Below are 22944 nucleotides of genomic sequence, written 5' to 3' on the forward strand. Positions count from 1 at the left end.
AGGCCCTGCCACCGCGGGCGACAATGGCCCGCATGAGCCTGATCGACGTGTTGCTGCTGGGCCTGCTGGCCCTGATCCTTGTCCTGCTGGTCTTGATCTGGGCTCGCCAGAAACCTCAAACCGGCGTGGCGCCGGAGCTGCTGCTGAGCAACGAGAGGCTGGAGCGCGAACTGCGCGACGAGCTGGGCCGCAGCGCCAGCGGCACGCGCCAGGAGTTGGTGCAGGGCCTGGCCCAGTTCCAGCAGGTGCTGGCGCAGGGGCTGCAGGGCAACAACAACTCGTTGGCTCAACAAGCGCTCGCCGCCCGTGAGGCGCAGGATGCCGCCGCGCTGCGCAGCGCACAGGGCCAGGCCGAGTCCATGCAGCGCCTGGCCGACGGCATGCGCGATCAGCTGCAGGCCATGTCCCTGGGCAACGAGCAACGCTTTGCCGAGCTGCGCCATACCGTTGAGTTGCGCCTGACCAGCATCCAGCAGGACAACGAGAAGAAGCTCGAGCAGATGCGGGCAACGGTGGACGAGAAGCTGCACGCCACGCTGGAACAGCGCCTGGGCGAGAGCTTCAAGCAGGTGGCCGAACGCCTGGAGCAGGTGCACAAGGGCCTGGGCGAGATGCAGAACCTGGCGCGCGACGTGGGCTCGCTCAACCGCGTGCTGACCAACGTGAAGACGCGCGGCATCTTTGGCGAAGTGCAACTGGCGGGCCTGCTGGAGCAGGTTTTCACGCCGGAACAGTACGCAGCCAACGTGGCGACGCTGCCCGGCTCGTCCGAACGCGTGGAGTTTGCGATCAAGCTGCCCGGCCAGCGCGACGATGGCCAGCCACTCTGGCTTCCCATCGACGCCAAGTTCCCGCGCGAGGACTACGAGCGCCTGCTCGACGCCCAGGAAAAGGGCGACCCCGTGGCCGCCGAAGCCTCGGCCAAGGCCATCGAAATGCGCCTGCGGATGGAGGCGCGCACCATCCGCGAGAAATACATCGCACCGCCGCATACAACCGACTTCGGCATCCTCTTCGTGCCCACCGAGGGCCTGTACGCCGAGGCCCTGCGCCGCCCGGGTCTGATGGAGAGCCTGCAGCGCGAACACAAGGTCATGCTCTGCGGCCCCACCACCTTGCTGGCCACGCTGACCAGCTTGCAGATGGGCTTTCGCACGCTGGCGCTGGAGAAACGCTCGGCTGAGGTCTGGGAAGTGCTGGGAGCGGTCAAGACCGAGTTCGGCAAGTTCGGCGAGGTGCTGGCCAAGACGAAGAAGAAGCTCGAAGAGGCCAGCAACACCATCGATCTGGCCGAGACCCGCACGCGCCAGATGACGCGCAAGCTCAAGAGCGTCGAGGCGCTGCCCGACGACGCAGCCCAGCGCATGTTGCAGCTCGACAAGCTCGTTGAGCTCGGCGAGGACGCCGAGTGACCGACTCCGCCCCAGCGGGGAAGAAGGCCAATCTGCGCCACGCCTTCGTGTGGCTGATCGCCACGATGATCTGCGTGCATGCCTGCATGGCCACCACGCGCGTGACCGCCAGCCTGTGGGTGCTCAACCGCGGCTATGGCGAGGCCTCGGTGGGCCTGCTGCTCAGCCTCTTCGCCGTCGCGCCCATCGTGCTGTCGCTGTGGGCCGGGCGGCTGGCGGACCGGCACGGCTTTCATCGGCCCGTGGGTGTGGGTGTGCTGATGGCCGGCTGCGGCGCGCTGCTGGCGTTGGCCGTGCAGCAGCTCTGGGCCATCGCCGTCGGCTGCCTGCTGTGTGGCGGTGCGGTCGCCGTCGCGGCCGTGGCGCTGCAGCGCGAGGCCGGGTTGATGGCCGACGAGCCGGGCGAGCTCAAGCGCATCTTCAGCTGGATGGCCCTGGGCCCGGCCCTGTCCAACGCGCTGGCGCCGGTGATTGCCGGGATTCTCATCGATCAGTTCGGCATGACGGCTGCCTTCGGCTTCGCGACGCTGCTGCCGCTGCTGGCCTGGGGTTTTGCGCAGAAGGTACCGCGCCATCAGCCCGAGCCACTGACCAAGAGCTTTCGCGAGCGCGCCGCCTGGCAGTTGTTCCGGCTGCCGGCCTTTCGCCGCCTCATCCTCGTCAACCTGGTGCTGTCGGCCTGCTGGGATGCGCACAGCTTCGTCGTGCCCGTGGTGGGCCATGCGCGCGGCCTGTCGGCAGTCAGCATCGGCATCGTGCTGGGCAGCTTCGCTGCCGCGGCCACCTGCGTGCGTCTGGCCATCGTGCGCTTCGCCGACGAACTGGACGAGGTCAAGGCCCTGCGCACGGCCATGGTGGTCGCAATGCTGACCTTCATGGCCTATGCCTGGCTGCCGGGCACCGTTGGTCTGATGTGCGGCTCCGCTTTGCTGGGCGTGGCGCTGGGCTCGGTGCAGCCCATGATCATGGCCATGCTGCACCACGTGACGCCGCCCGGTCGCCATGGCCAGGCGCTGGGCCTGCGCATGTTGACGGTCAACGGTGCGACGGTGGCCATGCCCGCCGGCTTCGGCATCCTCGCCGCGGCCACTGCCCTGGTAGCGCCGATGTGGCTGATGGCCTCGCTGTTGCTTGTGGCCCAGCTGCCGGCCAGACATCTGCGTCAGCAATAGCTCTCTGGCGCCGGTTGGCGCAAGCCCCCTAGCATCCGGCACTGGAGGTGGGGCGATGAGGATTCAGATCTGGTTTGCCGGCCTGCTGTTGGCCGCGTCCGCGGTCGTGGCTCAGGTGGAAGAAGACGACAGCGAGCCCCCCGTCGTCATGGCCGAGGCCGAGGCGCAAGCCCTGCTCGCTGAACCGCTGCCCGTCGAGCCCGCAGCCCGCTACGCGCTGCTGCAGCGCCAGGCCCGCGCGGCGCAGGCGCTGGAACAGCGCGGCAAATATGTGGAGCTGCTGCGCGAGCTGGCCACCTTTGGCCGCAGCCAGCCCGGCGGCGAGATCTGGATCCGCCAGTACCTCAGCGCCGAATTCATCTGGGGCAGCTCGGGCAAGTCCATGGCTGCGGCCGATGCCTTTGCCAGCGACGCGACGCTGAGCCTGCCCACGCGGGCGGCGGCCGCGCTGCGCCACGTCTACGCGCTGGCCCAGGCGCGCGACCGCGCGGTCATGGAGCGCATGTGGTCGCGTGCGCAGGGCCTGGTCAGGCAGGCGCAGGAGTCGCTCGGCGACCGCGACCCAGCGGCGACGCTGCGGCTGCGCGTCGACCACCTGCAGGTGCGCTCCGAGATCGAGCGATGGGAAGGGCGGCTGGGCGACGCGGTGGCAACGCTGCGGGAGGCTGTGCGCCTGGCGCAGAAGGGCGTGGAGGACGCGCGCAGACTCCCCGGTGGAGGCCAGCGGCCGCTGCGCGACCCCGCCGTGCAGGACGCCTATGGCTGGTACGACGGCTCGCAAGGCATGCTGGTCTATGCCCTGGTGCGACACGGCCGCGCACCCGAGGCCATCCAGATTGCCCAGGGCAATCTGGCGCTGTGGCGGGCCGGCCAACTGAGTGATGCGTTGGGTGCGCGCTGGAGCTACCGCCTTGGCCAGGCTCAGGTGGCTGCGCGGCAATATGCCGCCGCGCTGGAGAACGCCCAGCGCGCCGACGACATGCTGCAGCGCTCGGGCGCCAGTGCCGCCAGCCACACCCGCTGGCTGGCGCGCCAGGAGCAGGTGAGGGCGCTGATCGGCCTGCGCCGCTGGCCCGAGGCCGATGCCTTCTACCGCGACTTCCTGGCCAGCCTGCCCGCCGACAGCCTGGCCAAGGACCGCGCCAGCGACTGGCGGCTGCGCGCGTTGCTGGCCGCCAAGAACGGCCGCTTCGACGAGGCCTTGGACGCCGTCGAGCGCGTATTGCGCTATCGCCAGCGCCTTTACGGCGAGACCCATCCGCAGACGCAGGAGGCCAGCGGCGTGCGCGCCCTGGTGCGCATGCTCAAGGGCGATATGGCCGGCGCCTGGAGCGACTACCAGCCGCTGTTCACGGCCCTGCTGGACAACCCTGGCGGCTGGCAGGACCTGGACCTCAACGGCGCGCGTGGCTTCGTGCTGGGCCTGGCGTTTGACGAGTTCCTGCGCGAGATCGGCGCGCGAGCCCTGCGCGGCGAGGCGTTGGAGCCGGCCTGGACCGACCGCGCCATGCAGGTGGCCGACCGCCTGCAGGCCGGCGCCGCCCATCGCGCGCTGACCGACGCCACGGCACGCCTGCTGGCCGCGACGCCAGCCCTGCGCGCGCTGCTGGAGGACGAGGCCAACCTGCGCGCCGCCGCCAGCTCGCGCAACGGTGCACTTGCCACCCAGCTGGGTGAGGAGGACCGCCTGCGCCGGCGCAATAGCAGCGAGGAGACCAAGGCCGAGCTCAAGGCCCTGCCCGACGCCGAACGCAAGAAGAGGCAGAAGGCCCTGGCCGATGAACTCGCCGCCGTGCGCGAGCAGGTGCGCCAGGGCCGGGAGCAGGCCCAGGCCGCGCGTGAGGTCTTGAACGCCCAGCGCGAACGCGTCGCCAAGGCCTACCCGGCCTATGCTGACCTCGTCACGCCTGCACTTCCGCCGCCCGCAGCGCTGCAAAAGCTGATGTCGCCCGGCGAGGCCCTGCTCGTCGTGCAGCCGCTGGAGGGGGCGACGCTGGCCTGGTGGGTCACGCCCGGCGCGCCGACGCGCTTTGCCGCGTCCAGCATCGGCGCGGCCGGCTGGGCCGACAAGGTGGTGCAGATCCGCACGGCGCTGGACCTGAGCACCGGCCGCCCGCCGACGCTGCCGACGGCCGCCCTGCATGAAGTCTGGCGCGAACTCATCGCGCCGCTGCAGCCCGGTGCCGATGTGAAGAGCCTGCTTGTCGCCGCCGACGGTGCGCTGGCGGCCCTGCCGTTTGCGGCCGTGCTGACCACACCCGAGCCCAGCGCCTTCGTTGCCCGCCGCATGGCCGTCACCCAACTGCCCTCGGCCGGCGCACTGTTCGCGCTGCGCCGCGCTGCCGCGCCGGCGCTGGCAACCAAGCCGCTGTTCGGCGTCGGTGACCCGCAGTTCAAGTCCAACGCAAAAACCACGATCCCTGCCGGCCGCGCCGCGTTGAACAGCAGCGCCACCAGGTACGACGCCGCCTGGGGTTTCAGCTATGGCGACATCCCGCCGCTGCCCGAAACCCGCACCGAGCTGACGGCGCTGGCCAAGGCCCTGGGCGCCAACCCGCACACCGATCTGCTGCTCGGCGCCGCCGCCACGCGCGAGGCGGTGCTGGCCGCGCCCCTGCAGGACCGCCGCGTCGTTGCCTTCGCCACGCATGGGCTGATGCCCGGCGAGCTGCCAGGCGTGTCCAAGCCCGCGCTCGCATTGGCGCCTGGCCCCGACGCCACGGCCTCGCCGCTGCTCGAACTCGACGACGTGTTGACCTTGCGCCTGAACGCCCAGGCCGTGCTGCTGTCGGCCTGCAACACGGCTGCGGGCGAGCAGGGCGGGGCGGCCATGTCGGGCCTGGTGCGCGGCTTCTTCTTCGCCGGCAGCCGCTCGGTGCTGGCCACGCATTGGGCGGTAGAGACCTCATCCGCCGCGGTGCTGACGGCCGCCACCTTCTCGGCCAAGGCGCCGCGGGCCGAGGCACTGCGCCTGGCTCAAGTGGGGATGATCGAGGGAACTCTCGGTGGCGGGCGCTGGACGCATCCGTTCTACTGGGCCGGATATGCATTGTTTGGTGATCCATCGAAATAGGAGCAGGGACGTGATCAAGCCGATGAACACAGCCACAGAGGCACAGAGACACAGAGGTCTGCGGCGGGTTTTCAGGCTTTTCTCTGTGCCTCTGTGGCTCAGTGGCTGTGTTTTGTTGGGGTTCAGTTCAGCCGCCTTGGCCCAGCAGGCCTGCGAGGTCATGGCCGTCAGCGGCGAGGCCCAGCGCGTCGATGGCAAGGCGCTGGCGGTGGGCGACAAGCTCGACGTCGGCACGGCGCTGCGAACCGGCGCGGCCGGCCGCGTGCGGCTGAAGTTCGTCGACGGTTCCGTCGTTGTGCTGGCCGACAAGAGCCAGCTGCGCATCGAGGCCTTCAGCGTGGCGCCTGCCCAACCGCGGGCCGCCGAGTTGCTGTTGGAAACGGGCCTGATCGGCCAGCGCGTGACACCGTCGGGCGGCGGCAGCTGGCGCGTGCGCACGCCCACCGCCGTGACCGCCGTGCGCGGCACCGAGTTCAGCGTCGAGGTCGGCGACGACCGCGCCACCGCCGTGCTGGTGAAGACCGGCGAGGTCGACGTCGAGCCTGCCGGCCCGCAGACCCGCGGCATCAAGCCACGCTACCCGGTGCGCCTGCAGAAGAAGCTCAACGGCACGCATTGCGATGGCAGCCAGTGCGTGGCGGCCATGGCTTGGGCGGCCGACAAGGTGGCTCGCGTCGAACAGCGGCTGGGGTCGCTGGATTGAGATCCCGTATCGGCTATGTGCTGATCGGCCTGGCGGCGGCCCTGCTGGGCCTGGCGATGCTGGCCTGGCGTGCCGACGTGCCTGTGCTGGAACGCCCCGACCAATGGGCGTTGGACTGGCAGACGCGCTGGCGCGGTGAACTGGCGCCGGGCACCGAATTGCCGTTGCTGCTGGTGCGCGTGGACGACGCCGCGCTGGAAGCCCTGGGCGGGCGCGTGCCCGACCGTGCCGAGATGGCGCGTGCCGTGCAGGCCCTGCAGGCGGGCGGCGCGCGCGCCATCGCGCTGGACATCCTGCTGCTGCCCGGCGGCGGCACGCCCGAAGGCAGCGCCGCCCTGGCCGCGGCGATGAAAGCCTGCACTTGCGCCCTCATTCCCTTCTCCCTGCCCGATGATGGCAAGGCCGACGCCGCCGCGGCGCCTGCGCCCGTGCTGGCTCAGGCCCTGCTGCGCTATGACGACGAAGCGGCCTTGGCGCGCAGCGAGGGCTACTACCGGCCGCGCCGCCTCGTCGCCCCGGAGGCCGTCCTGGCCGAGGCCGCCGCAGCCCTGGGCCACATCAGCGTGCGGCCGGAACCCGACGGCAGCATGCGCCGCGACCTGCCGCTGCTGCGCCTGAACGGCGAGGTCTATCCCTCCCTGCCGCTGCGCCTGGCCGCCTTCGCGCGCGGTGTCGACTGGCCTGCAGCCCGAGCCCGCTTCGGCGCGGAATTCACCGCCGGCAAGGGGCTGCAGTTCCGCCTGGACGAGCTGTCGCGCCTCGGGGTGAACTACTACGGCCCCGGCGGCCCGGCCAGCAGTTTTGACAGCGTGGGTTTTGCCGACCTGCTGGCCGGCCGCGTCGAGCCGGCGCGGCTGCAAGGCCGCGTGGTGGTCCTGGGCGTGTCGGCCCTGGCCGCCGGCGACCACGTGCCCACGCCCTTCGACGCCCGCCTGCCGGGCATGGAGAGGATCGCCACCGTCACCGACAACCTGCTGACGGGCCGCAGCCTGGTGCGTCCGGCCTGGGGCGGCGCGGCCGAACTGGCCGCCGTCTTCCTGCTGCCCTTTGCCGCCGTGGCGCTGCTCGCCCGCCGCTCCCTGGGTGTCGCCTTGGCCGCCGTCGTGCTGGGCACGCTGGCCCTGCTGGCCGGCGTGCAGTGGGCCTTCGAGAGCCACTACTTCGTCTTCGCAGTGGCGCCGCCGCTGCTGGCCCTGGCCATCGCGACGCTGGGCGGCAGCGCACTGCGTGCCGGCATCGAGCAGGGCCGGCGCCGGGTGGCCGCGCGCCAGCTCGCCGCGAGCGAGCAGCGCTATGCCTTGGCGGCCCAGGGCGCCAACGACGGCCTGTGGGACTGGGACCTGACGACGGGCGAGGTCTATTACTCACCGCGCTGGCTGGCGCTGATGGGCCTGTCTGCCGCCGAGGCCGGCCATGCCATCCAGGCGTGGACGCAGCCCCTGGAGCCTGCCATGCGCCACGCCTTCGAGGCCGAGCTGCAGGCGCATCTGGACGGGCAGAGCCTGCAGTTCCACCAGGTGCTGCATTTCCATCAAGGCGGCCAGGAGCGCTGGCTGCTGGCGCGCGGCCTGGCCGTGCGCGAGGGTGAAGGTAAGAGCGCCAGGCCGGTGCGCATGGCCGGCTCGCTGACGGACATCTCCGAGAGCCAGCGCCTGCAGCAGCAGATCAGCTTCGACGCCTTGCACGACCGCCTCACCGGGCTGGCCAACCGCGTGCTGTTCCGCGAGCAGCTGACGCAGCTGCTGTCCGGCGTGCTGGCGCCCGAGACCGGCCTGCTGCTGCTCGGCCTGGATGGCTTTCGGGCCCTGAACGAGACCCATGGGCCCGTCGTCGGCGATACCGTGCTGACCGAGCTGGCCAGCCGCCTCAAATCGAATTTCGGAGCGCGTCATCTCGTGGCGCGCATGGGCCCCGACCAGTTCGCACTGCTGCTGGCCGGTGGCGACAGCGCGGCCGACTTGGGCCGCCGCGTGCAGGCCCTGCTGCAGTCTCCCTTCAATGTCGCGACACCCATGCTGCAGCTCACCGCCGGCATCGCCTGGGCCCAGCGTCGCCATGGCCCGGCCACGGCCGACGAGCTGCTGACGGCGGCTGAAGGGGCGCTCGCTCGCGCCAAGGCTGGCGGCCCTGGCCAGACGCATGAGTTCGATCCGGCCGAGCAGCTCGTCGAACAATCGCGCCGCTGGCTGCGCGACGCCATCGACGCAGCCCTGGCCAGCGGCACGCAGTTCGAGCTGCACTACCAGCCCTTTGTGCGGCTGTCGGACCGCGCCCTGCTCGGCTTCGAAGCGCTGATCCGCTGGCGCCATCCCGAGCGCGGGCTGATCATGCCGGGCGACTTCATCCCCGTGGCCGAGGCCAGCGGCCAGATCTGCGCCATCGGCCGCTGGGCCCTGCTGGAGGCCGCGGGCCAGCTGCGACGCTGGCAGCCGCTGGGCTTCACCGGCGAGGTGGCCGTCAACCTGTCCGGCGTGCAGCTGGAGCGCGACCTGGAACTGCTGGCCGACGCCCGCGCCACGCTCGCGGCGCTGGGCGACGTGCCCACGCACCGACTCAAGCTCGAAGTCACCGAGAGCATGGCCATGGCCAACCCGCAGCGCAGCGCCGAGGTTCTGCAGGAGCTGGCGCGCATGGGCTTCAAGCTCAGCATTGACGACTTCGGCACCGGCTACTCATCACTGGCCTATCTGCATCGCTTCCCCTTCGACACGCTGAAGGTCGACCGCAGCTTCGTCATCCGCCTGGCCGCCGGCCGCGAGGCGCAAGAGATCGTCCGCACCATCGTCGGCCTGGCTTTAGCGCTGGGCAAGCAGACGCTGGCCGAAGGCGTCGAGGACGAAAAGCAGGCCGCGCTGCTTGAGCAGCTGGGTGTGCAGGTGGGGCAGGGTTGGTTGTTTGCCAAGGCGCTGCCGCAGGCGCAGGCGACGGAGGCGATCAGGAGCGCGCCGTGGCGGCGGTAGTGGCAGGTGGGCCTATGACTGGAGGTCGCCGCTCTGATCGGAAATTTGATGACTGTTTAGCTCCGGCAGATTTGGGAGAAGACTTCAATGAATCAAGCGCTTGCACCTTTCAAATCGCGTCGATCTAGGGTGCAGCCTGCATGCCTAAGAGGCGCTGACGGTCTGTCGAGAATGCACTAGCCGCTCATGAGCGGTAGCACTTGGCAGTTCTGTGCTTCAGTCGACAGTTCGCGCGCGAGCACGCTTCACTCCTACCTCAGCTTCGATGCCGTTGTCGGGCTCCTCGAATCGGCAATGGTCGAAGGTTTCTGCTGGGAGAAATTCTCTGGGCAAGCCATCCGCGGCTGTCATCGGGCCTCCTTCCTGATCCGCGTTTCCGACACAAGCGAAGGTGTGGATCCGCGAGACCGAAGTTGAAGCACAACTCGGCAGTACCTTGTCGGCGATCACGTACGCCCCGTGGGAGCAAGCATCTGAAAGTGGCGTCGGCCTGCTCGCTCCCGTCGGTTCGCTGTTGGAGGTCAAAGGGGGTTGGGTCGCGCCAAGTGGTGAGGAACGGTTCAACCCAGGTAAGTCAGGCCGCAGCGCAGACATTCATCAAACAGGCTTTTCGTAGCTAAAAACGTTGAGCGACTGCATCGAACAGATCAGTCTGTATGCGGCTGAAATTGGCGCCCCCGTATGTGCCGACGAAGTCGCGAGTGACGGCGGTGATGCCATCGCGCACTCCTCCTCTCAAACTTGTAAGTCAGCGTCGCCCATTACGAACGGCAAGGTCGCGGTCGATGGACAGAATCGGCGCCTGTCTTGAAGCCGGGAATGATTGGAATGCGTGTGAAACATCTGCTCGCCGGCCTGCTGGCACTCTGCTGCGCGGCCAGCGCCGTCGCCGCCGACCCGCATTGGGTGACTGGCTGGGCGGCCGCACCGGACTCGCCCGGCCCGTCGCTGCAGCCGCAGACGATACGCCAGGTCGTGCGCAGCAGCGTCGCCGGTACGCAGGTGCGCATACGCCTGTCCAATCTGTTCGGCAGCGCGCCGCTGAACCTCGGACCGGTCCATCTGGCGCTGCACGCCGCCGGCTCGGCCATCCAACCGGGCAGCGATCGGGCACTCAGCTTCCAAAAGCTGCCGACGGTGACGATCGCCCCCGGCGACAGCGTCCTGAGCGATCCGGTTGAGCTGCGCGTGGCCGCGCTGCAGCAGCTGGCGCTGAGCCTGTATCTGCCGCAGGAGACCGGACCATCGACGCTGCATGGCGCGGCGCTGCAGACCGCCTGGCTGTGGCCGGGCGAGGACGCCGGCGCGGCGACGCTGTTCCCGGCCGGCGCGACCACCGACGACAGCCGCTACTTCGTCACCGATCTGGAGGTGAGCGCCGCCGCCCCGGCACGCACCTTGGTGGTGGTAGGTGACTCCATCACCGATGGTGTCGGCTCGGCCGACGACCGCAATGCGCGCTGGCCGGATTTCCTGGCCGCGCGTCTGCAGGGCGACCCGCAGCTGGCGACTATCGGCGTGGCCAATGCGGGCATCGCCGGCAACCGCATCCTCAACGACGGGCGCGCTCCCTTCGTCGGCCCGAGCGTGCTGGCGCGCTTCGAGCGCGATGCGCTGAGCAAGCCGGGCGTGCGCTGGATCGTGCTGATGCAGGGCATCAATGACATCACCGCGGCGAAGGCGCCGGCAACACCGCAGGACGACGTCAGCGCGCAGCAGATCATCGCCGGCATGCGCGACCTGATTGCAAAAGCGCATGCGAGCGGCCTGAAGATCTGGGGCGCGACGCTGCTGCCCTGCGGCGAGGCCAAGGGGTTGTTGCGCCCGACGCCGCAGAGCGAGGCCAAGCGCCAGGCGGTCAACCGCTGGATCAGAACCGCCGGCGCCTTCGATGCGCTGCTCGACTTCGACCGCCTGCTGCGCGACCCGGCCCGGCCCGACCAGCTGCTGCCGGCCTTCGACAGCGGCGATCATCTGCATCCCAACGAAGTCGGCTACCAGGCGATGGCCGCTGCCGTCGATCTGCGCTGGTTGAAGTGATCAGCCGGCGAGAGCGCTGCTGATCGCCATGCGGGCGCGCCCGCCCTGTTTGGCCTGGTACCGCGCGCATCGCCAAATTCTTCCCCAAACTCAGGCAACTCGTTGCCATCGGGCGGCACCCTCAGGGTGCGGGGCTACAGAGGTAAGGTCACGGATTCAGGAAACTGCCTTCCTCGGCGACACCGGCAGCAGTACAGCGCCGCTGTCAGCGACCGCCTGGAATCTGCAGATGCTTCAGGTGTCCGTGCGCCGCCGCACCGACACCAGCGCTCCCAATGTCTAAAAGCAAGACCTTGCGACGCGCTGTGTCGCCCATCAACGAAAGATCCCATGTCCAAAGGTCAACGCGGCAACAAGGAACAGAAGAAAGCGAAGAAGGCCCATGCGCCAGCGCCTGTGATTCCCGCCACCTCGGCTGAGAAGGCTGCGGAGGCGATTTCGGTCGCTCCGCGCAAGAAATAGGCTTGGCAACTGGCCGGCCGTCCGCACCGGGCAGGAGAACCTGCAGGTGATGATGGCCTTCGGCCGCCAGCTGACGGGCTTTGCGGGCATCGTCCTTGTCAGCAATCCGCGACGCAGGTGATGACCGAGGCTGGGTTTGAAACGCACCGTTGGTGCGGCAGCGCACGGAACGCCGCTGGGGCTTCGGGAATGCTTGAGCCGTCGATATAGCGGCTGCTCACCATGAACTCGCAACACCCTCCATTCGGCATGACGGTCGCGCCCCAGGGCGCGGCGATCCTGACCGGCACGCACGGCTCGTTTGGCTCGCACATCGGTTGGCGGGATGTGACCGGTGATCCGGGGCCCGACCCCCACGCGCAGGCCTCCGAGCTGTGGCAGCAAGCCGTCCATGACCTGCGCGGCAAGCTCAGCGTGGTCACGGCGGTCACTGCGCTGTTGCAGAAGCCGCGCAGCGACTTGCGCCGTTTGGAACTGATGGCCGTGCTGGATCGCAACGTTGCCGGCCTGCGGGAGCTGCTGAACGGCGTGGCCGACCTGGCTCGGCTCGACACCCAGCAGGAACGACCTGTCATTCGCACGGTGGACGTCGCCATGGCGCTTGACGACATGTGCAACAACCTGCGCGTCGTGGCGAATTCGCGCGGGCTGAGCCTGGAGATCAGCGGCCCGGCCAGCCTCGTCGCGGAGAGCGACCCGCTGATGGTGGCGCGCATTGCGCAGAACCTGATGCTTAACGCGATCCAGTACACGCGCGCCGCTGGCGTGGTGCTGACCTACGGCCACTGTGGCGCTGGGGAGGCTGGCCACTGGTACTTCGATGTCGGAGACGCCGGCCGCGAGCTGTGCAGCGGTGGACCCGTCGGGCTCATCCGAACAGCGGGCGCGTCCGCAATCGCGGCTTCGGGCGAGGGCATCGGCCTGTCCATCGTCGCCCGCCTGTGCAGGCTGCTGGGCGGAACGATGGAGATCACGAGTGCTGTCGGGGCCGGCCGCGTCACCCGCATCAAGTTGCCCCGGCGCTACGTTGGTGCGCTGCAAGACCTGATGATCGCTACCGTCGCGCGCAGTGGCGCCCCGGCCGCAGGCCTATGGGCTCCCGCGGCATTGCAGGCCGGCCAGCCGCAGCAGCTTCCCTTGCTGCCCGCGGTTCCTGCAAAGCCCGCGCGCTTCGCCGCATGCAATGTTTCGACATTGCCTCAGTCACGCTCAAATCATCTGGATCTCAGCAACGCCGTCGCGCCGCACTCAGTGCCATACAGCGTCGGCTGACTCGCGTCGAACTCAAGCGCGCACCGTAGCCGCGCCAGGCCGCGGGCGCGGCGGTTCCGGTTTGGTGTCAGGTGCAGGTCTTTGGCTGGGCCGGCAGGATCAGCAGTCCACGGATTCGACCCCGGCGCGCGCCCGTGGCGTCGTTTTGCACCGAGCCAAAGATGACGACCTGTTCACCGCTGCTGCGCTGTTCAAGCACCAGCACGATGTCGGAATCCTGTGCGTAACCGGCGGAGACCCAGGCTTGCCGGAGTTCCGTCAGTTGGCCGTCCGCGCGGTATCGATCCAGGGTGCCGAGCCGACCTACCCAGGCGGGCGCCAGTTCCTCCGGGTTTGCGGCGAACAGCTTGACGAACTCGAGTGCGAACGCCCGGCCTGGGAGCCGCTCGAAGGATCGAGTCATCAGTGCCGGCTGGCCGAGGTTGGACGGAAGGACGAATCTGTCGGACCAGGTGTCAGACTGGTAAAGCGCCTCCTGCACGACCGTGGGCGCCGCGTCGAGATTGAACTCGCTGGCCCTCAGCCTGGCCAGTGTTTGCAGCATGGCCTGGCCATCGGGCGTGTTGACCTCGCTGCTCGGATAGGTCTTGGGAATTGCGTCGCCTGCGCAGGACAGGAAGTAGCGCTTCAGATAGCGGTGCGGCGTGTCCTGCAGCGACACCGGCTTGACCATGCTGCTGTGGTCGAACTGCTCCAGCACATCGACGCCGTCAGGTCGACGCTGGCATAGCGCGGTCGCACTGTCTTTGGGCACCACCAGCACCCCGCCGCCCAGAGCGGAGGCAAAGGAAAAGAAGCCCATCTTCTGCCCCTCCGCCAGGCAGTACCAGTGAAACGGCCAGGCGACTTTCTGCCACTGGTCGATCAGGGCCTGCTGGTGGCCGTCGGGCCTCATGCCGGCGAACTGGAGGCTGTCAGAGACGTAGCTCGCCACGTTGGCAATGTCGGCGCCCGTCGCCGGCGTGCCGAAGAAACTGACGAGCTTGATGCGGCGGAGCTTGTCGCGCATGTCCTCCTTGGCATGCATGCGTAGCAGCATCTGGGCCGTGACCAGGCCGCCCATGCTGTGCGCCACGATCGTGATGTGGGCGTGGTCCAGCACGCCGTCGTTCTGCAGGTCCTTGCGCAGCTGCTCGGCGACCTTGTCGACTTCGGGGCTGCTGCCCAGCAGTTGGGTGTCGTAGCGGTAGAGGTAGATGTTGCTGTTGTCGAAGGCAGGTTCGGCCCTCAGCAGGCAGGGCCAGGACTGATCTTCCTTGCCGCTCCAGGCGGTCCTGGCGCTGCTGAGCACACCGTGGACAAACACCACGACCGAGGTCCGGCTCGGGTCCTTGCCGCCCAGGAATGCCGGCCCTTCGATGGGCAGGCAGGGCGCAGGCGCCGCTGCCTGTGCTAACGCCGGGACGGCGCAGCCAAGGCAAGCCACGACAGCAAGCACCAGCCCGCGGACTGTGGAATAGAAAACAAGGCGTTGAATGGTGCGCATTTCGAGTCCTCCGCATGCCAGCAGGCTCAGCCCACAGGACGGCCCTGGGTCACCTGCGCGCGTGCCATGCACTGTGATGCGATGGCGTCGGCTCGACATCCTCAGTACAGAGGACTGTTGCGACAGAAGCAGAAGTTCAGGTGGCGGGAACCGCCGTGGCTAGCGTGGGTGCGACGCGGTCCGCTTGATGCGGTACATGGCCTCGTCCGCCTTGCGCATCAGCACGCCGGGCGACTCGCCGTCGTCGGGGAAGACGCTGTAACCGATGCTGGCCGAGATGGACATGGGGTGGCCGGCGAGCATGCAGGGCTCGGCCAGTGCGCGAGCGATCTTGTCGGCCACTTGTGTGGCGTCCTCGCGCCGGGCCGCGGCGACCAGCACGACGAACTCGTCGCCGCCCATGCGGCAGACCGTGTCGCTGTCGCGAACCGTGGCCTGCAGCACGCGCGCCGCACGCTGCAGCAGCAGGTCACCGACGGCGTGGCCGAACTCGTCGTTGACCTGCTTGAAGCCGTCGATATCGAGGAAATAGATGATCAGGCGTTCACCATGCCGGCGCGCGAGGGCGATGTCGTGGCTCAGCCGGTCCCACAGCACCTCGCGATTCTTCAGCCCGGTCAGCGAGTCGGTCTGCGATGCCTTGACGGCAACTTCCAGCGCCGCATGGGCGGTCTCCACTTCCTGCGTCGCCAACTGGTTTTCCGCCTGCAGGCGCTTGTTCTCCAGGCGGGCGTCGTGAGCGGCCGACAGGCCTCGTTCGCTGCGGGCTTCGAGGATGGCGGCCTGCAGTTCCAGCAGCGTCGCCTCGGCGGCGGCGATCTGCCGCTCCAGCGCAACGAGCCGGCTTTGCGCGCCGTCGCTCCCTGAGCTCAAGGCGAGGCCTTTGCGGCCGGCTCGGGTTTGGATGGGGGTTCGCGGCGCGGCGAGGGGTCGGTCAGGGTCGCGAGGATGTCGGGATACCAGGCCGCATTCAGGCCCAGCGACTCGTCGGCCTCGAGGTCGCGGTTGCCGATGTCGAAGCGCGTCGAATGGATGCCCACCAGCAGCCAGGGCAGGGGCTTGCGGCCCGGCGCCCGCATGACGACTGGCGCGCCGCTGATACCGCGATGAGTGCGCGCATCGGTCAGGAACCAGCCCTGGCCCTGGAAGCGCCAGCCATAGGGCGAAGCGATGGCGCCTTGGCGCACGACCGGGAGATGGTGCAGGTCATCGTGAAAGCCGAGCGGAAAGCCGGTGATCAGGATGGGCTGGCCCAGCGGCACGTCGTCGTCCGCGCCGGGCAGGCTCTCAAGCGTGAAGGCAGTGAGCTGGACCGTCTCGGGCAGGGCGCCCGCGTCGATCTCCAGCACCGCCACGTCGATGCCACCGGCGTCGTCCCGGCCCTGGCGCCAATTGGCGCGGCCGTCACGGTAGAGCAGCACCGACAGCACGATGGCATCGGTCAGGTTGTCGGCGTCGGCATGCAGTTCGAGTTCGACGCGGTCGGGGTGGTGGTCGGCCTCTTCGTCGATGAAGACGTGCCGGCTGGTGACCAGGTAGAGGCGGGCGTCGCGCCGGAAGAAGAAGCCGCTGGCGCCGGTCAGCGCGCGCTTGCCGTCGAAGGTGCCGATGCGCGCAATGGCCAGCAGCAGGGGATCGGGTGCCGACATCGTGGGGCCGGGTGGGCGCCGCGCGTCAGTACGCCGGGCGCGGGGTGATGCGGTCCAGCTGCGAAGTCAGGTGCCGGCACATGTTCTCGCCCGTCGTCGTCAGGCGCAGTGAGCCGCCATGCCACTCGAGCCAGTGAAGGGCGACGTACTCCTCGATGGTTTTTTCGGCGATCTCGGCGGCGCGGCGGCGCTTGAGCAGGTCGACGGTGGCGAGCAATCCATCGCGGAGCGCGTCACGTTTGGTATCGGGTGCAAGGGGGACCGGCTTCATCAGCATCTCCAGGGCGTGGGCATCGGGCGCCGACGGTGCGAGCGGCGGCCCTGTCACGCAGGTCGTCAATGGGGGCGGGGCCGCGTTTGGCGCGCTCCGGGAAGGGGCGGGCCGCGGTGCCGGGAGGGGCGCCTCGAAGAGTCTTCGAGGAGTGGAAGTGGGGCTCGCCGCTGCAAGCAGATGACAACCAAAGCCGACGGCGGGAGCCGGCGAGCATGGGAACGCAGAAGTGATGCGTGGCGCCCGGTCTGCTGGGGGCCGCCGCGGCAGTGAGCAGACGCGCGACAGCCGGGACAGTGTACGCCTGGGCACGATGTCCCTGACCTCCAGTTCGCACGCGCAAACCCGACCCGGACCCGACCCGAACCCGGCCATTTGGCGGACATACACTGGCTGTCACCTGTGCATGGCGGCCTGGCATGAGGCCGCATTTCCTGACTGGAGATTGGCGATGACTGGGAACAGATCGCGTTCCGCAAGCGGCGTGCCCGGCCTGGATGAAGTCCTGCATGGCGGGCTGATTGCCGGGCAGCTCTATTTGGTCGACGGCGAACCCGGCGCCGGCAAGACGACGCTGGCGCTGCAGTACCTGATGCAGGGCGTCCGCGAGGGCGAGCCCTGCCTGTACGTGACGCTGGGCGAGACGGCGGCCGAGTTGCGCGCCGGGGCGGCGTCGCATGGGTGGACGCTCGACGGCATCGAGGTCGTCGAACTGGTGGCTGGTGAAAGCGACCTGTTCGGCGACGCCGAGTTGACCATGTACCACCCGTCGGAGGTGGAGTTGAGCGAGACGACCAAGCGCGTGCTGGAGGCCGTCGAGCGCTGCAAGCCGCGCCGCATGGTGCTGGATTCGCTGTCGGAACTGCGCCTGCTGGCCCAGTCGTCGCTGCGTTACCGGCGCCAGATCCTGGCGCTGAAGCAGTTCTTCGTCGGCCGCGGCTGCACCGTGCTCTTCCTGGACGACCGTTCGAGCGACAGCGTCGACACCCAGTTGCACAGCATCGCGCACGGCGTCATTGCGCTGGAGCGCCATGTGCCCCCCTACGGGCCGGCACAGCGCCAGCTGCGCATCACCAAGTTCCGCGGCAGCGACTTCATCAGCGGCCAGCAGGACATCGTCATCCGGCAGGGCGGCCTGGAGGTGTTCCCGCGCCTGAAGCCCAGCCAGCATGGCTCGCCTTACCAGCGCGAAGTCGTGCCCAGCGGTATCGCGGCGCTGGACGAACTGCTTGGCGGCGGCACCGATCGCGGCACGGCGACGCTGCTGGTCGGCCCGGCGGGCTCGGGCAAGTCCACCATCGCCTCGCAATATGCCGTCATGGCGGCCAAGCGCGGCGGCCATGCCGTCATTTTCACCTTCGAGGAGGGCCGCACGCTGCTGCTGGACCGTCTGGCCAACTTGGGGTTGAGCGTCGAGGAGGGTGTTGGCCCCGGCAAGCTCCATGTGCGCCAGCTCGACGCCGCCGAGGTGCTGCCCAGCCAGTTCGCCAACCTCGTGCGCCGTTCCGTCGAAATCGATGGGGCCCGCGTCGTGGTCATCGACAGCCTGAACGGCTACCTGAACGCCATGCCCGAGGAGCGTGCGCTGGTCGTGCAGCTGCACGAGCTGCTGACCTACCTGAACAACCACGGCGTGGCGACCTTCGTCGTGGCGACACAGTCCGGCCTGATGGGCCCCAACATGCGCAGCCCGGTCGACATGAGCTATCTGGCCGATGCCGTCGTGCTGTTCAGGATGTACGAGCATGCCGGCGCGGTGCGCAAGGCCATCTCGGTCATCAAGAAGCGCAGCGGCCGGCATGAGGACACCATCCGCCAGCTGTGGTTCGACGGCCAGGGCGTGCACCTGGGGCCGCCGCTGGTGCATCTGCGCGGCGTGCTGGCGGGCATTCCCGTCGAGTTGCCGTTGTACGTGGGTGAGTCTGGCGATGATCGAACGGGACGACGCTGACCGCTCCTGCAGCGAGCGCGTCATCGTGCTGGCGCCGACGGCACGTGACGGCGACGTCACGCGCAGGCTGCTGGCCGAGGCGGGCATCGATGTCGCCGTCTGCCAGGGCTGGCGCCATGCCGAGGAGCTGATGCACGAGGGCGCCGGTGCGTTGATGGTCACCGATGCCGCCTTTGCCGACGCGGGCTTCGCAGTGCTGCTGAACGTGCTGGAGCGCCAGCCCGCGTGGTCCAACCTGCCCGTGGTGGCCCTGTGCCGCCACGGCCTGGAGGCGCCGGGGCTGCGCGAGGCAAGGCTGCGCAACCTCACGGTGCTGGACCGGCCGACGTCGACGCGCGTCATGGTCAGCGCGGTGCGAACGGCCCTGCGCGGGCGGCGCTGGCAGTACCAGATCCGCGACCAGATCGACTCGTTGCTGCGCGCGGACCACTCGCTGCGTCAGGCCGATCAGCGCAAGGACGAGTTCCTGGCCACGCTGGCCCACGAGCTGCGCAACCCGCTGGCACCCATCCGGACTGGCCTGCAGCTGCTGGGCGCCAACCCGCCGCAGGACGAGGCCCAGTACAAGGGTGTCACGGACATGATGGACCGGCAGATGAGCCATTTGCTGCGCCTCATCGACGACCTGCTCGAGGTGTCGCGCATCTCGACCGGCAAGCTCATCCTGCAGCGCGAGTCGCTGGACATGCGCCGCGTCGTTGAGATGGCGCTGGAGTCCTGCCAGCCGCTGATCGAAAGGGGGGGCCATCAGCTCAGCGTCACGCTGCCGGACGAAGAGCTTTGGGTGGACGGCGACCTGACGCGGCTGGCGCAGTCGCTGAGCAACCTGGTGAACAACGCGGCCAAGTACACGCCCGATGGCGGCCGCATCTGGGTCACGCTGGCTCGCGCCGGCGCGCAGGCCGTGCTGACCGTGCGCGACAGCGGCGTGGGCGTGCCGCAGGACATGATCGGGCGCGTCTTCGACATGTTTGCCCAGGTGAACCGGTCGCTGGAGCGCGCCCAGGGCGGGCTGGGCATCGGCCTGGCCCTGGTCAGGAGCCTGGTGACGCTGCATGGTGGCCAGGTCTGCGCGGTGAGCGCCGGGCCGGGCCAGGGCAGCACCTTCACCATAGAGCTTCCGCTGGCGGCCGAGGATTCCGCGCCGGCGCCACTGCCAGCCGCCGAGCCCGAGCCGGCCCCGCCGGCGCGCATCCTGGTGGTGGACGACAACGACGATGCGGCCACGTCGCTGGCCATGCTGTTGTCGCTGTCGGGCCACGAGGTAGAGGTCGCGAACAGCGGCCCGGCCGCGTTGCAGACGGCAGCCAGCTTCCTGCCTCAGGCCGTCTTATGCCCGGCATGGATGGCCACGAGTTCGCGACCCGATTGCGCCAGGACCCGCGCTTTGCGTCCACGCTGCTGGTGGCGCTGACGGGCTGGGGCTCGGAGGAAGACAAGAAGCGCTCGCGCGCCGCCGGCTTTGACGAGCACCTGACCAAACCGGCCAGCGTGGATGCGGTTTCCGCCCTGTTGGCCCGTTTGCAGGCCGGTTGACGTGTTGTTGGGGAAGCGAGCGCGGACGCTCGGCCGGGGGGCGTCACGTCTGCATTGGAATCTGACGAACCCTGACCGATGGCCGGGCCTGTAAAACCGCGCAGAATCCCCGCCAAGCCGAAGATGCGGCTGCCTGGAGAGAGACAGATGATGAGAGTGCTGGATGGGTGGATGCCGCGAGCCCTGGGCGTCGCCCTGATGAGCCTGGCCCTGGGGGCGGCGCAGGCCCAGCCTCAGCCGGTGCCCAAGGCCAAGCCCGCCGTGGCGGCGCATGCGGCCAGCGTTGCAACACCCGAAAAGGTGCGCGAGCTGGGCGGCATTGAGGAATACCGCCTGCCCAACGGCCTGCAGCTGCTGCTCTTCCCCGACGCGACGCAGACCACCACCACCGTCAACATCACCTACCGCGTCGGCAGCCGCCATGAGGCGCCCGGTGAATACGGCATGGCCCACCTGCTGGAGCACATGCTGTTCAAGGGCACCGAGAGGCAGAAGGACATCCCCGGCGCGATGGCGCTGCGCGGCGTCAAGTTCAACGGCACGACGACGGTGGACCGCACCAACTACTTCGCGAGCTTCAACGCGAATGCCGACACCCTGGCCTTCCTGCTCGACCTGGAAGCTGATCGCATGGTGAACAGCCGCGTCGCCAAGGTCGACCTGGACACCGAGATGAGCGTGGTGCGCAATGAGTTCGAGCGCGGCGAGAACCAGCCGTTTGCCGTGCTGAACCAGCGTGTCAATGCGGCAGCGTTTGCCTGGCATCCCTATGGCCACGCCACCATCGGCCCCAAGAGCGACATCGAGAATGTGCCGATCGAGAAGCTGCAGGCTTTCTACAAGCGCTATTACCGGCCCGACAACGCGACGCTGCTGATCGCCGGCCAGTTCGACAAGGCCGCGACGCTGGCGCTGATCGCCAAGCACTTCGGTGCTACGCCCAAGCCCGCCGCGCCCATCCCGCAGCCCTACACGGTCGAGCCCGCCCAGGACGGCGAGCGCACCGTCGTCGTGCGCCGTGTCGGCGGCCAGCCCATCCTGCTGGCGGCCTATCACGTGCCGGCCATCACCCACCCCGACACGCCGGCGCTGGTCGTTTACGGCCTGTTGATGAGCCTGCAGCCCAGCGGCCAGCTCTACAAGCAACTGGTCGAGCCCAAGCTGGCGGTCGCCGCGGGTATTGGCGGCGCGGGCGGAGCGGAGCCAGGCACCGTGGGCGCATACGCGGTGCTGCCGCCGGGAGCCGATGTCGACAAGATCGAAACCCTGCTGCTGGACCTTGCCGAGGGCCGCGCGGCCAAGCCCTTCGAGGAGAGCGAACTCGGGCGCGTGCGCGACATCGCCGTCAACAGCTACCGCCAGCAGATGAAGAACCCCGAGGCGCTGATCCAGCAGATCTCCGGGTTGATCGCTGCAGGCGACTGGCGGCTGCTCTTCCAGCTGATGGAAGACATTCCCAAGGTCACGCTGGCGGACGTCGAGCGCGTGCGCTCCGCCTATTTCAAGCCGGCCAATCGCACGCTGGGCCGTTACCTGCCGGTCAACGCCGTCGAGCGCGTGGACATCCCCGCCGCGCCGTCGCTGGCGCAGCGCCTGGCCGAACTGAAGGGCCCGCCCAAGGTGGAGGAGGGCGAACAGCTCGAGCCTGTGCCAGCGGTGCTGGAGACGCGCATGTCGCGCACGGCCTTGCCCAGCGGCATCGCACTGCACACGCTGAAGAAGCAGACGCGCGGCAACACCGTCGTGCTGCAGATGCAGCTGCGCTGGGGCGAACGCGACGCGACCTTCGCGCGCAACGGCACCGGCATGGTCGGCGCACTGATGGACGAGGGCAGTGCCGGCTACACCAAGCAGCAGTTGCAGGACGCGCTGATCAAGCTGCGCGCCAACCTCAACATCACCAGCTATGACCAGGGCGCGAGCATCTTCATCAGCGCCGAGCGCGACACGCTGCTGCCGGCCCTGCGCGTGGCAGCCGATGCGCTGCGCAAGCCGCTGTTCCCTCAGGATGCCTTCGACCGCGACATCAAGGCCAACATTGCCGGCATCGAGGCTTCGCGCCAGGAGCCCAGCGTGCTGCGCCAGGAAGCCACGCGTGGCCACTACAACAAGGCCCGCGGCGTCACACTGGGCCACCCCGACTATGTGATGGGCGTCGACGAGCGCATCGCCAACCTGAAGGCGACGACATTGGACGAGGTGAAGCGCTTCTATGCCGACTACTGGAGCACCAACGACGCCCAGGTCAGCGTCGTGGGTGCGCTGCCGGATGGCCTGGGTGCCGAGATCGACAAGCTCTTCGGCGACTGGAAGAAGCCTGCCGCGCCCAAGTTCGTGCGTCACATCCCCCAGCATCTGGCCGTGCCGCCGGCACGCTTCGACGCCATTGCGCGTGACAAGGCCAATGCCATCGTGCGCCTGCACCAGACCCTGCCGCTGAACGCCGAGGAGCCCGACTATCCGGCGCTGGAACTGGCCGTGCACATCTTCGGCGGCGGCGGGCTGGAGAGCCGGCTGTCCGAGCGCGTGCGCCAGAAGGAAGGGCTGACGTATGGCATCGGCGCCTCCTTGAACGCGGGCTACTGGGGCAATGCCGGGAGCTTCGCCATCCAGGCCAGCTATGCGCCGGACAAGCGCGAGCGCGTCATTGCCGTCGTGCAGGAGGAAGTGGCCCGCATGGCCAGGGATGGCGTCACGGCGGCCGAGCTGGAGCGCGCCAAAAAGGACATCCTGGAAGGCCGCAAGCAGGGCCGCGCCGATCCCGGCGCCCTGGCCGGTGGCTTGACCAGCCTGGCCGAACGCGGCGAGACCTGGGCGGCGGCGCAAAAGCGCGACGAAGCGCTGGCGGCCGTCAGCGTCGAGCAGGCCAATGCGGCCTGGCGTAAACACATCAAGGCCGAGAGTTTCATCATTTCGACAGCTGGCGACTTCAAAAATCCCTAGAGTTGCCTGACTGA

At 68.8% G+C, this 22944-nt stretch carries 16 protein-coding genes; 12 read left to right on the plus strand and 4 right to left on the minus strand.

All coding sequences use genetic code 11. The features are described 5' to 3' along the window. Positions 1–32: 32 nt before the first annotated feature. The 8 genes from ASC91_RS08190 (at position 33) to ASC91_RS08220 (ending at position 13094) form a co-directional block, all read left to right on the plus strand. The gene (locus ASC91_RS08190; RefSeq protein ID WP_056197141.1) at positions 33–1412 is read left to right on the plus strand and encodes a DNA recombination protein RmuC; all 1380 of its coding nucleotides are present in this window, start codon (positions 33–35) and stop codon (positions 1410–1412) included. Further along, positions 1409–2584, plus strand: coding sequence for an MFS transporter (locus tag ASC91_RS08195; protein ID WP_056194955.1), 1176 nt, complete (start codon positions 1409–1411; stop codon positions 2582–2584). Before ASC91_RS08190 ends, ASC91_RS08195 begins: the two co-directional genes overlap by 4 nt. 55 nt (positions 2585–2639) lie before the next feature. After that, positions 2640–5657: a CHAT domain-containing protein gene (locus tag ASC91_RS08200; RefSeq protein ID WP_056194959.1), complete on the plus strand. Its 3018-nt coding sequence runs from the start codon at positions 2640–2642 to the stop codon at positions 5655–5657. A gap of 136 nt (positions 5658–5793) precedes the next feature. After that, a complete protein-coding gene (locus tag ASC91_RS08205; protein ID WP_056194962.1) occupies positions 5794–6360 on the plus strand; it encodes a FecR domain-containing protein in 567 nt (188 codons plus the stop codon). Further along, on the plus strand, positions 6357–9320 hold the full coding sequence (locus tag ASC91_RS08210) for an EAL domain-containing protein (protein WP_157281315.1): 2964 nt from the start codon (positions 6357–6359) through the stop codon (positions 9318–9320). The genes ASC91_RS08205 and ASC91_RS08210 overlap by 4 nt, the downstream gene beginning before the upstream one ends. An 828-nt stretch (positions 9321–10148) precedes the next feature. Then, positions 10149–11360 (plus strand): SGNH/GDSL hydrolase family protein, encoded by a 1212-nt coding sequence (locus ASC91_RS08215; protein ID WP_056194967.1) that lies wholly within the window; start codon positions 10149–10151, stop codon positions 11358–11360. 330 nt (positions 11361–11690) lie between these two features. Beyond that, on the plus strand, positions 11691–11822 hold the full coding sequence (locus ASC91_RS30630) for a hypothetical protein (RefSeq protein WP_268795242.1): 132 nt from the start codon (positions 11691–11693) through the stop codon (positions 11820–11822). Between the two features lie 249 nt (positions 11823–12071). Next, positions 12072–13094 carry a HAMP domain-containing sensor histidine kinase gene (locus ASC91_RS08220; protein ID WP_056194970.1) on the plus strand — a complete coding sequence of 341 codons (1023 nt, stop codon included), beginning with the start codon at positions 12072–12074 and terminating at the stop codon, positions 13092–13094. A gap of 67 nt (positions 13095–13161) precedes the next feature. Here the strand turns inward: ASC91_RS08220 and ASC91_RS08225 are convergent, their stop codons facing one another. The 4 genes from ASC91_RS08225 to ASC91_RS08240 all read right to left on the minus strand — a co-directional run bounded on the left by ASC91_RS08225 (position 13162) and on the right by ASC91_RS08240 (position 16500). Then, complete coding sequence (locus ASC91_RS08225; RefSeq protein WP_162247751.1) at positions 13162–14580, minus strand: triacylglycerol lipase; 1419 nt, start codon at positions 14578–14580, stop codon at positions 13162–13164. Between the two features lie 159 nt (positions 14581–14739). Next, on the minus strand, positions 14740–15453 hold the full coding sequence (locus ASC91_RS08230) for a GGDEF domain-containing protein (RefSeq protein ID WP_056194974.1): 714 nt from the start codon (positions 15451–15453) through the stop codon (positions 14740–14742). After that, entirely contained in the window at positions 15450–16229 is a 780-nt protein-coding gene (locus ASC91_RS08235) for a serine protease (protein WP_056194977.1), read from the minus strand. Before ASC91_RS08235 ends, ASC91_RS08230 begins: the two co-directional genes overlap by 4 nt. A 25-nt stretch (positions 16230–16254) precedes the next feature. Continuing rightward, on the minus strand, positions 16255–16500 hold the full coding sequence (locus ASC91_RS08240; RefSeq protein ID WP_056197143.1) for a hypothetical protein: 246 nt from the start codon (positions 16498–16500) through the stop codon (positions 16255–16257). A 451-nt stretch (positions 16501–16951) separates the two neighbouring features. On the opposite strand from ASC91_RS08240, the gene ASC91_RS08245 reads away from it, so the two are divergent. The 4 genes from ASC91_RS08245 (at position 16952) to ASC91_RS08255 (ending at position 22930) form a co-directional block, all read left to right on the plus strand. Continuing rightward, positions 16952–18451 carry an ATPase domain-containing protein gene (locus ASC91_RS08245; RefSeq protein WP_056194980.1) on the plus strand — a complete coding sequence of 500 codons (1500 nt, stop codon included), beginning with the start codon at positions 16952–16954 and terminating at the stop codon, positions 18449–18451. Continuing rightward, positions 18429–19865 (plus strand): hybrid sensor histidine kinase/response regulator, encoded by a 1437-nt coding sequence (locus tag ASC91_RS08250; RefSeq protein ID WP_056194983.1) that lies wholly within the window; start codon positions 18429–18431, stop codon positions 19863–19865. The genes ASC91_RS08245 and ASC91_RS08250 overlap by 23 nt, the downstream gene beginning before the upstream one ends. After that, the gene (locus ASC91_RS28770; protein WP_162247752.1) at positions 19820–19987 is read left to right on the plus strand and encodes a hypothetical protein; all 168 of its coding nucleotides are present in this window, start codon (positions 19820–19822) and stop codon (positions 19985–19987) included. Before ASC91_RS08250 ends, ASC91_RS28770 begins: the two co-directional genes overlap by 46 nt. A 147-nt stretch (positions 19988–20134) precedes the next feature. Further along, complete coding sequence (locus ASC91_RS08255) at positions 20135–22930, plus strand: pitrilysin family protein (RefSeq protein WP_162247753.1); 2796 nt, start codon at positions 20135–20137, stop codon at positions 22928–22930. Positions 22931–22944: the final 14 nt, after the last annotated feature.

Source organism: Pelomonas sp. Root1237, from assembly GCF_001425055.1.
Lineage (GTDB): Bacteria > Pseudomonadota > Gammaproteobacteria > Burkholderiales > Burkholderiaceae_C > Pelomonas.